We start from the raw sequence: 12169 nt of genomic DNA on the forward strand, positions 1-12169 counted from the left end.
GAGAGTGCGCAGCTCGGGGAAACCTGAGCTGCGCTTTTGTCTTGTTATCCCAATCGCAGTAAATAACGGGTCATCCTAGCTTGTTAAAATGCTCGATAACTGCGTTACAATTTTTGATTGTAGAATAACTACTTATCAAAAAGTTCTGCCTTGTTCTCAAACATTTTTCCTGCGCTATTTCTGATCACAGACTTACTTTGATTGGTATTAGAGATCCAGCATCAGGATTTTGGAGCGGCGCTGGAAGTTATACAGTGCTTTTTTCGCCATCGGTAGCTGCTCGACATCACACTCGTAAAAGCCCTGCTCCCGGAACCAGTGCAGGCTGCGGGTGGTCAGGACAAATATTTGCGTCAGTCCCTGGGCCCTGGCCTGTTGCCGGAGGCGGTTGAGGAGCAGCACACCGCGGTCGCCATCACGGTAATCCGGGTGAATGGCCACGCAGGCCATCTCTGCCATTTTCTCTTCTTCAAACGGATACAGGGCCGCGCAGCCGATGATCAGGCTGTCACGCTCGATAATGGTAAACTGTTCGATCTCCCGCTCCAGCTGCTCCCGGGAGCGGCGCACCAGCAGTCCTTCCTGCTCCAGCGGGCGGATCAGCTCTAGGATCCCGCCGATATCATTGATCCCCGCCTGATGGACTTTCTCGGCGCTGGCCATCACGATTTGGGTCCCGATCCCGTCAAACGAGAACAGCTCCTGGATGAGGGCACCGTCTTCTTTGTAGCTGATCAGGTGGCTGCGGGGGACACCGGCCAGGCAGGCGGAGATGGCCCCGCGCAGGAAGCGCCCGGTTCCGCTGCCGGCGGCGCCGCGGGCGATCAGTTTCTGGAGTGCATCTTCTGCTTCGCTCGGCAGCATTTCCGACGCCACGCTGCCGTCTTCGGTTAATACGCCTTGCTCAGAGCAAAAGCCGATGAGCTTATCGGCCTGCATTTTGATCGCCAACTGGGTGGCAATCTCTTCCGAGGTCAGGTTAAAGCATTCGCCGGTCACCGAGCTGGCGATTGGCCCCAGTAGGACAATCGCCCGCTGATCCAACTGGCGGCGAATCCCTTCGATATCGATTCGGCGCACCCGGCCGCTATGGTGATAATCGACCCCGTCATCGACGCCTAACGGCTGGGCAATAACGAAATTGCCGCTGACCACATTGATCTGCGCTCCGGCCATCGGGGTATTATTCAGCCCCATCGAAAAGCGGGCGGTAATATCGAGCTGCAACTGGCCGGCGGCCTGTTTGGCCAGCTCCAGGGCGCGGGCATCGGTGATCCGTACCCCTTTGTGATAGGGCGTGGTGAAGCCGTGCGATTCAATTTGCTGGGTGATTTGCGGCCGGGCGCCGTACACCAGGACAATCCGCAGACCCAGGCTGTTGAGCAGGGCAATGTCATTGACGATATGGGCAAAATTACTGTGGGCGATCGCCTCTCCCCCAAGCATTACAATGATGGTCTTCCCGCGGTGGGAGTGCATATAGGGGGCGGATTGGCGAAATTCCTTCACCAGATCAGTACTTCTGAGCTTCACTGTGCAACATCCATGATTGGTCGCGGTCATTAGCGATTGGAGGGGAACCCTAATGAGCGATGGGTGTATAAGTATTCAGTATTATTGGCTAACTATGCCTTTAACTTCAAGCAAAATGAAATTTGGGGTGCATGATTTTTGGATACAAGATCTCGTTATTGTATGACAAGCACGGGATTTCCCTGAATTATTCAAGGAATGAGGTATATTGTTTTTAATAATAGGTAGTTAGGCTCGGAATGACAAAAGTTCAGTACAAAACATTGCAAGCAACCCTGTTGCTCGCGGTGGTATCCACCGGACTGGTTTTCTCGGCGCTGATGGCCATGGGGGCGATCGGGCGGGAATTTCTGGGCGGCTTCGGTGGTACTGATATTAATATCAATGGGGTCTGGGTCGAGCGCAATGTCGCGCCTTATGTGGCGGAGCAGTTTGAGCTGCGCCCGGAAGGGGTGTTTGTCAACGGCCGCCAGGTGAGTACCCGTTATGAATGGGACGGTACCACCTTGAGCTATCGCCGTGGCGAAGATCTCTATATCTACACCTATCTGCCGGGTGAGTTTATCCGCCAGCAGCCGGCGCACTATATCTCCTCCTTTACCCGCCAGGGCACGACGCTGAGAGACATCAAAGCTGCGCGACAGGAAATGCGGCTGTAATACTCATTTTAATAACGATCTGGCAAGGTGGTGAGCTATCCGCTCTTGCGTCAATTGCGCTTTGCTGGATCTCCTTGCTTTCTATCACATCCCGCTGACATCCGACCGGACATCTTTTGTAAACTATCCCCTCTTTCTTGCGTTGGACGCTTTGGGCATACTCAGCAACAGCGCTTTATTTTATTTCATAGGTTTTTGACTGTGCTTCGTAAAGCAACAATTGCAATGATGATTCTGGGGTTGGCCGGATGCGCCAAACCCACCGACCGCGGCCAACAGTATTTAGATGGTGAATTTGAGCAGGTGCTAAACCCGGTGCCGGTTATCAGCTCTGATAAGTCCCGCGACTTCAGTCAGTTTAGCGGCCAGATGGTGAAGGTGTTGGAACGCTCGCCGTCTATGGCAGCGCAGTATGAAATGCTGTATCAGCAACTGGAACAATGGATCGCACAGGGCGGCGATCCGGCGGCGCTGGGTAATTTCGGGATTGAGGCAGCCCAGATGGGCGGCGGTGACGGTTACGGTAACGTCATGTTTACCGGGTACTTCTCGCCGGTGATTGAGCTGCGCCATGAGCCGGACCCGATTTTCCGCTATCCGGTCTACGCCATGCCGGCTTGTGAGCAGCAGTGTCCGACCCGGGCCGAAATTTATGCCGGGGCGCTTGAGGGGCAGGGGCTGGAGTTGGGCTACAGCGCATCGATGCTGGATATATTTATGATGGAAGTGCAGGGCAGTGGCTTTGTCCATTTTGAAGATAATGATCAGTTGCAGTACTTTGCCTACAACGGCAAGAACGGTCATCCGTACGTGAGTATCGGCAAGGTGCTGATCGAGCGTGATGAAGTGCCGCGCGAGAAGATGTCGCTCAAGGCGATTGAAGACTGGGTTAAACAGCAGGATGAGGACACTGTCCGCGAGCTGCTGGAGCAGAATCCTTCGTATGTGTTTTTCCAGCCGCAGGCCAGCCTGGATGTGATGGGGACCGCCGGGATCCCGCTACAGGCGCATGCGTCGGTGGCTGCCGACCGGGATTATTTACCCATGGGCAGCGTGTTGCTCGCCGAAGTGCCGCAGCTCGACCGCGACGGTAACTGGAACGGTCAGCATGTGCTTAAATTACTCATGGCGCTGGATACCGGCGGCGCGGTGAAGAAAAATCACCTCGACCTTTATCACGGCATGGGCACCCAGGCCGGGGTCGATGCCGGCCATTACAAACATTTCGGCCGGGTGTGGAAGCTGGATCTGCAACACCCGGCGGCAGCGCCGCAGTTGCTGACCGCCCAGGAGTAGGCCTGCTCGCCGCGAGTCTGGACAATTGTGATCAGAGCGCGTATAAAACGCGCTCATTCTTTTTCTGAACGACTGAAAGTTATGCGCGAATTAGACACCCCGGCTTCAGACCAATACAGCCAACGCTTCGGCGGCACCCGACGTTTATACGGCAACAGCGAAGTAGAGATCCTCCGCGCGGCCCATGTGTGTGTGATTGGGATTGGCGGTGTTGGCTCCTGGGCAGCTGAAGCCCTGGCGCGGACCGGGGTTGGTGAGCTGACGCTGATTGACATGGATGATGTCTGTGTCACCAATATTAACCGTCAGATCCACGCGATGAGCGGCACGGTCGGTCAGAGCAAGATTGAAGTGATGGCCGAGCGGATCCGGCTGATTAATCCGGAGTGTCAGATTAATCTGATTGATGATTTTATTACCCCGGAAAATATCGCGGAGTACATCGACAGCCGTTATGACTATGTGCTGGATGCCATCGACAGTGTGAAGCCGAAAGCGGCGCTGCTGGCGTACTGTAAGCGCAACAAAATCAAGGTGATCACCACCGGCGGGGCCGGGGGACAGACCGATCCGACCCAAATCCAGATTGCCGATTTGACCAAGACAATTCAGGATCCGCTGGCGGCAAAAATTCGTAACATGCTGCGCCGGTTCCACAATTTCAGCAAAACCCGTAAGTTCGGGATTGAGTGTGTCTATTCGACCGAGCAGCTGAAGTACCCGCAGGCTGATGGCTCGGTGTGCAATGTGAAAGCCACCGCTGAAGGGCCGAAGCGGATGGATTGCGCCAGCGGCTTTGGTGCCGCGACCATGGTCACGGCCACCTTTGGTTTTGTCGCGGCTTCACGCATCGTGCAAAAGCTGATTGATAAGCACCGGAAGTAATTTCGGCGGTGTCAGCCCCCAGGCTTGGAATCAAGCCAATAAAAAACGACCGCCAACCGGCGGTCGTTTTTTATTGGAGAGCGGGGAGGGGCCGGAAGCGATCAGCTCGCCGCCAGTTGCTTGATCTGCTCGACAATCGCTTTCAGGCCGTTGCCCCGGGACGGGCTCAGGTGGGCCATCAGCCCCAGGTGGTCAAAATAGCCATCGATATCAAAGTCGCGGATGGCTGCGGCATCTTGGCCTTCATAGGCCGCCAGCACCAGGGTGATCAGGCCACGCACAATCCGGGCATCGGAGTCGGCCGCAAAGTGAAACACTTCACCGCGTTGCTCGTGGGCCAGCCACACCTTGCTTTCACAGCCGCTGACCAGCAATTGAGCCTGTTTATATTCCTCCGGCAGTGCCGGCAGTTTTTTCCCCAGCTGGATCACCTGGCGGTAGCGGTCTTCCCAGCCTTGAGCGGCCTGCATCTGGGCCACAATGGTGTCGGTGGTGATCTCGGTCCCGAATGGGTGGGCTGGTAAGGTCATGCGTTTTCTCCTCAACCTAAAGCCTAAAGTAAATCGCAGGCTTTGTGCAGTGCGGCGACAAAGCGGGCAACGTCTTGTTCGGTGTTATACAGCGCCAGTGATACCCGCAGTGTGCCGCTCAGGCCGAGGGCATCGAGCATCGGGTGGGCACAGTGATGGCCGGCGCGCAGGGCGATCCCCTGCTGATCGAGCAGGGTGGCGATATCCTGGTGATGTACACCCTCGACAACGAAGGAGAATAGGCTGGCATCGGGTTGCAGGCCGACAACCCGCAAGCCGTCGATCTCCCGGATCCCGTCAATGGCCAGCTGGCGCAGACGGTGAATATGCGCTTCGGCAGCGGTGTGGTCAATCTCGCTCAGCCAGTCAATGGCGGCTGCCAGGGCCAGGCTGCCGGCGACATTCGGGGTGCCGGCTTCAAATTTGCCGGGCAGGTCGGAAAAAGTGGTGCCGTCAAAGGTCACTTTCTCCACCATCTTGCCGCCGCCATGCCACGGCGGCATAGCATCAAGCAGGGCCCGCTTGCCGTACAGCACACCAATGCCGGCCGGGGCAAAGAGTTTGTGGCCGGAGAAGACATAAAAGTCGGCATCCAGCACCTGCACGTCAATTTTTTCGTGGGCCACGGCCTGGGCACCGTCGACCACCACCACTGCGCCTTGCTGGTGGGCGGCGGCAATGATGGACTCAATCGGGTTGCGGGTGCCGGTGACATTGGTGATATGGGCTACGGCGACGATCTTGGTGCGTGGCGTCAATAACTGCGCGAAGGCTGCCATATCCAGGGTGCAGTCCGGTTGCATCGGTAGCTTGACGACTTTGGCGCCGGTCTGTTCGGCGACGATTTGCCACGGCACGATGTTGGCGTGGTGCTCCAGCTCGCTGACCAGGATCTCATCGCCCGGTTGTAATTGCTGGCGAGCGTAGGTCTGAGCAATCAGGTTGAGGGCTTCGGTCGCGCCGCGGGTCCAGATGATCTCTTCCCGTTGTGCCGCATGGATAAAGTGTTGTACCGTGGTGCGTGCCTGCTCGAACTGCGCGGTGGCAGCCGCAGTCAGACTGTGACTGCCGCGATGGACATTGGCGTTGTGGCCGCTGTAGTACCGCTGGATGGTTTCGATCACCACCAGCGGTTTTTGGCTTGTGGCGGCGCTGTCTAAATAGACCAGGGGCTGGCCGTGACATTGTTGGGCCAGGGCCGGAAACTGTTGGCGAATCATGTCGATATCAAATTGCGCAGTCATGGGGAGTCACATTGCTGATCAGAAGGAGGCGATCATGCCATTATTTGCGCCAAGAGCAAGGGCTAAGGTCATTTGTTACTGGTAATTATAGGGGGAGTGCCAGGGGCAGGCAGAAAAAAAGCACTGCGTTGGGGCGCAGTGCCAATCAGAAACTTTGACAGACAGGTCAAAAAATACAGGAAGTAAAAAACGGTAGATGGACTACCCGTCCGGCACAACCCGGACAATATGCAAACACAACATCGCAACTCGAGTGAAAATTCGTCAAACGATCGGTTAAAACGAAGCCTCGCTCACCGTTGCGGTGCAAATCATATGGTTTATGTAGCACTTGAACAATCGACAATTTATAATGTTTAGCATAAAAAAATCTAATGCAGGAAGGCCATGTCGAGACGTTTACCGCCGTTGAATTCGCTCAAAGTGTTTGAGGCTGCCGCCCGACACTTGAGTTTTACCCGGGCAGCTGAAGAGTTATTTGTCACACAAGCTGCTGTAAGTCACCAAATTAAAGCCCTGGAGGAATTTTTAGGGCTCAAATTATTTCGCCGGAGAAACCGATCTCTGTTGCTGACCGAGGAAGGGCAGAGCTATTTTCTCGACATCAAAGACATCTTTTCGGCCATCTCTGATGCCACGGATAAAGTCCTGGAGCGGGGATCAAAAGGAGCGTTAACCATTAGTTTACCTCCTAGTTTTGCCATCCAGTGGCTGGTACCGCGCCTGGCGGATTTCAATGAGAAGCACCCGGATATTGATGTGCGGATCAAGGCGGTCGATCTGGATGAGGGATCGCTGACCGACGACGTCGATGTCGCCATTTACTATGGCCGGGGCAACTGGCCGGGACTGCGTGCCGACAAGCTTTACCAGGAGTTCCTGCTGCCGGTGTGCTCGCCGATGTTGCTGACCGGTCCCAAGCCGCTGCGCTCGCTGGCTGACCTCAAGCATCACACCCTGCTGCACGATACTTCGCGCAAAGAGTGGAAGAGCTTTGTCCGCCAGCAGGCGCTCGATGGTATGAATGTCAATCAGGGGCCGATTTTCAGCCACTCCACTATGGTGCTGCAGGCGGCGGTGCATGGTCAGGGGATTGCGCTGGGTAATAACGTGCTGGCGCAGCCGGAGCTTGATGCCGGGCGTCTGGTCTGTCCGTTTGATGAAGTGCTGGTGAGTAAGAATGCATTCTACCTGGTGTGCCAGGAGAAGCAGGCGGAAACCGGCCGGATCCAGATCTTCCGCGACTGGGTGCTGGCCAAAGCTGCCCGTGAACAGGAGGATATGCCGGATGTCTGAGCTGGCTGAATATTTGATTGACGGTCCGTCGGCTGAGGCGGCACAAGCGACGTTTCTGTTTGCTCACGGTGCCGGCGCCGGGATGGATCATGCTTTTATGACCACCCTGGCCGAGGGGCTGGCGGCGCACGGGATCCGGGTGGTGCGGTTTGATTTTCCGTATATGGTCAAACGCCGGGAAGACGGCAAGAAACGGCCGCCGGACCGCCAGCCTAAGTTGTTGCTGGACTTTCAGCGTCATATCGATACCTTTGCCGCCGACGGTAAGCTGGTGATTGGCGGCAAGTCCATGGGCGGGCGGATGGCCAGTTTGATGGTCACCGAGATTGCCGCACAGACGCCGGAGGTGCAGGATTGTCGCGAGCAGGTCAAAGGTGTGGCTTGTCTCGGCTTTCCGTTTCACCCGCCAGGGAAACCGGAAAACTTCCGTGGCGATCACCTGCGGGATATTGCAGTGCCGACTCTGATCTTGCAGGGCGAGCGGGATACTTTTGGTACGCGCGCCGAAGTGGAAGGCTGGTCTTATGCTGACACGGTGCAAACCGCGTTTTTACCTGATGGCGATCACAGCTTCAAACCGCGCAAAGCATCCGGTCATACGGAAGCGGATAACCTGGCGCTGGCGATTGCGCAGTTGGCGGCGTTTATCAAGGAATGTGTCAATGATTAATGGATGGAGCCGCGGTTTACTGGTGTTGGCCGCATTAAGCGGGGCGGTGACGGTATCGCTCGGGGCCTTTGCTGCCCATGGCCTGAAAGGCCACTTGTCGCCGTATCTGCTGGGCGTGTTTGAGACCGGGGTGCAATATCAGGCCTGGCACACCCTGGCGATCATTGCTTGTGTGATCTTGGCACGCATTCTGTCGTCAAAAGCGGTATTATACGCAGCCCTGTTTTTCGCGGCGGGGATTGTGCTGTTCAGCGGCAGCCTGTACGGCTTGGCGCTGAGTGGTATCAAGTGGTTTGGCCCCATCACTCCGATGGGCGGCGTCTGTTTTATTATTGGCTGGGTGGCCCTTGCGGTAGCTGCCTGGCGTTCAGCTTGAGGGTAGAAAGTGAATCACGTTCTGTTGTACTGCCGTCCCGGCTTTGAGAAGGAATGTGCCGGTGAAGTTCAAGACAAAGCCAATACACTGGAATTGTTTGGTTTTCCTCGTGTCAAGAATAACAGCGGTTATGTGTTGTTCGAGTTCTATCAGCCGGGTGATGCGGAGCAGTTTATTCAGCGTCAGCCGTTCTCAGAGCTGATTTTTGCCCGCCAGATGATGGCGGTGGTGCCGATGCTGGCTGATTTGCCGCCGGACGATCGCATCTCCCCAATCCTGGAAGCCGTGGCGGATTTCCCGCGCTGTGGCGATCTGCGGGTTGAGACGCCGGATACCAATGAAGCCAAGGAGCTGCTGAAGTTCTGCCGCAAATTTACGGTGCCGCTGCGTCAGGCCCTGCGCAAGCAAGGGGGCATGTATGCCAAGGACAATCCCAAGAAGCCGGTACTGCACCTGTGCTTTGTTGCGCCGGGTTGCTGTTTTGTCGGCTATTCGTACAGCCATAACAATTCGGCGTTCTTTATGGGGATCCCGCGCCTGAAGTTCCCGGCCGATGCGCCGAGCCGCTCAACCCTGAAACTGGAAGAAGCCTTTCACGTGTTTATTCCGCGCGAGGAGTGGGATACGCGTCTGGCCTCCGGGATGTGGGGGGTGGATTTGGGGGCTTGTCCGGGCGGCTGGACCTATCAGCTGGTAAAGCGCTCAATGTTCGTCCATGCAGTGGATAATGGCCAGATGGCGCAAAGCCTGATGGATACCGGCCAGGTGAAGCATCATGAAGCCGACGGGTTTAAGTTTGAGCCGCCGCGCAAGAACGTGACCTGGCTGGTGTGTGACATGGTCGAGAAACCAGCCCGGGTCGCGCACCTGATGGGCAGCTGGCTGATCAAGGGCTGGGCCAAAGAGAGCATTTTTAACCTCAAACTGCCGATGAAAGGCCGTTATGATGAGGTGCTGCAGGATATCGAAAATCTGAAACTGTACCTGATTGAGAATGGGGTGAAGTTCAAGCTCCAAGCCAAGCACCTGTATCATGACCGCGAGGAAATCACGGTGCATATTCAGCGTCTGGACAATCGCGCACCGTACTAAGTCGCTCCCGGCATCCAGCTAAATCAAAAACGCCGTCACTGCAAAAGGACGGCGTTTTTTGTTGCGTGGCTTTGGTGACTGCTTGCCTTGGCTTCGCGGTATCGCACAATCGCGAAGTGCTCAGGCGTTAGGCTCCTCGCTCGTCACCGCCTGACGGAAGCGGATATCCTGAAGGTTGAAGCCCAGCTGGAGGTCAGTTTTCAGGGCAGCGACCTGTTTGCAATGGGTCGCTTGCTCGCGGTATGGGTCGATTTTCTTGTGCCACTTGTCAGGGAGATCATCGGCAGCCAGGATCGCTTCCAGGCTGGGGTAGTGGCTGAGGAGCTCAACTGCCGCCTTGGGGCCGATGCCGGGTACGCCGGGAATTTTGCTGGAGCTGATCCCGGCCAGGCCCCAGTAATCGCTCAGCTGCTCAGGACGCACCCCGAACTCTTTTTCGATATACGGACTGTCGAGCCAGCGTTGCTGGAAATAATCGCGGATCCGCAAGGTCGGACGCAGGAGCTGGCAGTAGCCTTTGTCGGTCGAGACGATGGTGACCTGCTGGCCGTGATCGGCCACTTTCAGGGCCAAAGTGGCGATCAGGTCGTCGGCCTCATCCCCGTCGGAGAGCAATGAGTCAACGCCCATTGCCATAAAGGCGTCTTGAATGAGATCCATCCCGGCCAACAGTTCAGGCGGCATCGGCTTGCGGCCTTCTTTGTAGCGCGGCAGCAACTCGGCCCGCCAGCCCCGATCCTCTCCCAAGTGATCAAACACGGCGACGATATGGGTCGGCTCACTGACGGCGATGATTTTAGTCAGGGCTTGGCAGCAAACCCGGGCGGTATTCTGGACATCCGGCTCACCCGGTTGGGCGGCATGGACGCGGCGGATCAGGTTCAGGGCATCAATGATGACAAGATGGATAGACATAGAACTTCAGATAATGAAAAGGGCCGACTCAGGCCCTTTATTGTACATCTGTGCGTGAAGCTGTCACCCCCGGTCGGGGAGCTGGGGTCATTTCCCACCTATTTCCCGCCTATCGGGGTGGTGAGGATTTCGTAACAGGGCTCGTAATGAGAGCCGGGCAGTTTCATCCGCTGTTGCTCGACAAAACTTCTGAGCAATTTGTCCATTCGTTTCATCAACGCTAAGTCGCCGTTGATTTGGAACGGCCCCTTGCGCTCGATGAGTTTTATCCCTTCTTCCTTCACATTCCCAGCGACAATCCCGGAAAAGGCCCGGCGCAGGCTGGCTGCCAGGTGCTCCGGCCGCTGATTCATATGGAGATCCAGGCCGGCCATGGTTTCGTGGTTGGGCTCAAACGGTAGCTGGAACTCCGGCGGAATTTTCAGCGACCAGTTGTAGCTGTAGGCATCCCCGGTGGCCTGGCGGTGTTCTTTGATGATCGGCATCGCCGATTTCATGATCCGGGCGACCTCGACCGGGTCATCGATGACGATTTCGTAATGGCGGGTGGCATCTTCCCCCAAAGTGTCGCGGATAAAACTGTCGAGTGTGCGGAAATATGGCTCGCTCTCGCGTGGCCCGGTTAGCACGACCGGCAGCGGCTGATCGGCGTTTTCCGGTTCCATCAGGATCCCGAGGATGTACAACAACTCTTCGGCTGTCCCGGCCCCGCCGGGGAAAATCACAATACCGTGACCGGAACGCACGAAGGCTTCAAGGCGTTTCTCGATATCCGGCAGGATCACCAGTTCGTTGACAATCGGGTTCGGCGGCTCGGCTGCAATAATGGACGGTTCGGTCAAGCCGATGAAGCGGCTGTGTTGGAATCGTTGCTGGGCGTGGCCGATGGCGGCGCCTTTCATCGGCCCTTCCATCGCACCCGGCCCGCACCCGGTACAGATGTTGAGCTCGCGCAGGCCCAGTTCATGACCGACTTCCCGGGTGTACTGATATTCCACCGGATTGATCGAGTGGCCGCCCCAGCAGACCACGACGTTGGGTTCATGGCCGGGGCGAACCACTCGGGCGTTGCGCAGGATACTGAAGACAAAGTTGGTGATATGCGGGGCACTGGTCAGGTTGATGTCTCGGCGTTGCTCGAGATGCATATTGACGTAAATAATATCGCGTAGGACGGCGAACATGTGCTCCTGGATCCCGCGAATGATTTTGCCGTCGACAAAGGCGTGCTCTGGCGGGTTCATCAGCTCCAGTTTGATCCCGCGCTCGCGCCGCAGCACGTTGACGTCAAAACTTTTGTGTTTTTCCAGCAGCTCTTTGGAGTTGTCGGTGTGGCTGCCGGAGTTGAGCACCGCCAGTGAGCAATTGCGGTACAGGCGGTACAAATCGCTGGATGCTGTTGCTTTGAGCAGGTCAACTTCCAGTTGTGACAGCAAATCCATCGCGCCAACAGGACTGATATGCGTGATCATGGTTACCTCCCTGGTCAAGATAAACGGCTGCGTTCATGATTTCGAATAATTGGATGCGGTATTGAACCAGCCGGAGAGAGAACATCGCAGAGGGTTTTTAAGCCTGAGACCTCAATCGTTGAGATATCGGTGTCTTAAAAATCAGTCTGTTATTTCAACATACACAGAGAAATGCGATTTGACCAGTAAATGATGAGTCAG

Annotated in this window: 12 protein-coding genes; 7 read left to right on the forward strand and 5 right to left on the reverse strand. The window is 56.2% G+C overall.

The annotated features are described in order from the left end of the window. Positions 1-207 precede the first annotated feature (207 nt). On the reverse strand, positions 208-1533 hold the full coding sequence (gene argA, locus NNL38_RS02865) for an amino-acid N-acetyltransferase (protein ID WP_255389553.1): 1326 nt from the start codon (positions 1531-1533) through the stop codon (positions 208-210). A gap of 239 nt (positions 1534-1772) precedes the next feature. Between argA and NNL38_RS02870 the strand changes: the two genes are divergently transcribed. The 3 genes from NNL38_RS02870 to tcdA all read left to right on the forward strand — a co-directional run bounded on the left by NNL38_RS02870 (position 1773) and on the right by tcdA (position 4373). Further along, entirely contained in the window at positions 1773-2192 is a 420-nt protein-coding gene (locus tag NNL38_RS02870; RefSeq protein ID WP_255389555.1) for a DUF2850 domain-containing protein, read from the forward strand. Between the two features lie 201 nt (positions 2193-2393). Beyond that, positions 2394-3488, forward strand: coding sequence for a murein transglycosylase A (gene mltA / locus NNL38_RS02875; RefSeq protein ID WP_255389556.1), 1095 nt, complete (start codon positions 2394-2396; stop codon positions 3486-3488). An 81-nt stretch (positions 3489-3569) separates the two neighbouring features. Continuing rightward, complete coding sequence (tcdA, locus tag NNL38_RS02880) at positions 3570-4373, forward strand: tRNA cyclic N6-threonylcarbamoyladenosine(37) synthase TcdA (protein WP_255389557.1); 804 nt, start codon at positions 3570-3572, stop codon at positions 4371-4373. A 101-nt stretch (positions 4374-4474) separates the two neighbouring features. Here tcdA and csdE read toward each other — a convergent pair whose 3' ends face one another. Both csdE and csdA read right to left on the reverse strand, forming a co-directional pair. After that, positions 4475-4903, reverse strand: coding sequence for a cysteine desulfurase sulfur acceptor subunit CsdE (gene csdE / locus NNL38_RS02885; protein WP_255389559.1), 429 nt, complete (start codon positions 4901-4903; stop codon positions 4475-4477). A 23-nt stretch (positions 4904-4926) separates the two neighbouring features. Beyond that, entirely contained in the window at positions 4927-6147 is a 1221-nt protein-coding gene (gene csdA / locus NNL38_RS02890; protein ID WP_255389560.1) for a cysteine desulfurase CsdA, read from the reverse strand. Between the two features lie 387 nt (positions 6148-6534). Between csdA and NNL38_RS02895 the strand changes: the two genes are divergently transcribed. The 4 genes from NNL38_RS02895 to rlmM are packed head-to-tail and all read left to right on the forward strand — an operon-like array spanning position 6535 to position 9581. Next, positions 6535-7443, forward strand: a complete 909-nt coding sequence (locus NNL38_RS02895; protein WP_255389561.1) for a transcriptional regulator GcvA — start codon at positions 6535-6537, stop codon at positions 7441-7443. Then, on the forward strand, positions 7436-8113 hold the full coding sequence (locus NNL38_RS02900; protein ID WP_255389562.1) for an alpha/beta fold hydrolase: 678 nt from the start codon (positions 7436-7438) through the stop codon (positions 8111-8113). Before NNL38_RS02895 ends, NNL38_RS02900 begins: the two co-directional genes overlap by 8 nt. After that, on the forward strand, positions 8106-8489 hold the full coding sequence (locus NNL38_RS02905; protein ID WP_255389563.1) for a DUF423 domain-containing protein: 384 nt from the start codon (positions 8106-8108) through the stop codon (positions 8487-8489). The genes NNL38_RS02900 and NNL38_RS02905 overlap by 8 nt, the downstream gene beginning before the upstream one ends. 9 nt (positions 8490-8498) lie before the next feature. Next, positions 8499-9581 carry a 23S rRNA (cytidine(2498)-2'-O)-methyltransferase RlmM gene (gene rlmM, locus NNL38_RS02910; RefSeq protein ID WP_255389564.1) on the forward strand — a complete coding sequence of 361 codons (1083 nt, stop codon included), beginning with the start codon at positions 8499-8501 and terminating at the stop codon, positions 9579-9581. 120 nt (positions 9582-9701) lie between these two features. Here the strand turns inward: rlmM and xni are convergent, their stop codons facing one another. Both xni and ppnN read right to left on the reverse strand, forming a co-directional pair. After that, complete coding sequence (gene xni / locus NNL38_RS02915; RefSeq protein WP_255389565.1) at positions 9702-10496, reverse strand: flap endonuclease Xni; 795 nt, start codon at positions 10494-10496, stop codon at positions 9702-9704. A 98-nt stretch (positions 10497-10594) separates the two neighbouring features. Continuing rightward, the gene (gene ppnN, locus NNL38_RS02920) at positions 10595-11968 is read right to left on the reverse strand and encodes a nucleotide 5'-monophosphate nucleosidase PpnN (RefSeq protein ID WP_255389566.1); all 1374 of its coding nucleotides are present in this window, start codon (positions 11966-11968) and stop codon (positions 10595-10597) included. Positions 11969-12169: the final 201 nt, after the last annotated feature.

The organism is Photobacterium atrarenae (genome assembly GCF_024380015.1).
Taxonomy (GTDB): Bacteria; Pseudomonadota; Gammaproteobacteria; order Enterobacterales; family Vibrionaceae; genus Photobacterium; species Photobacterium atrarenae.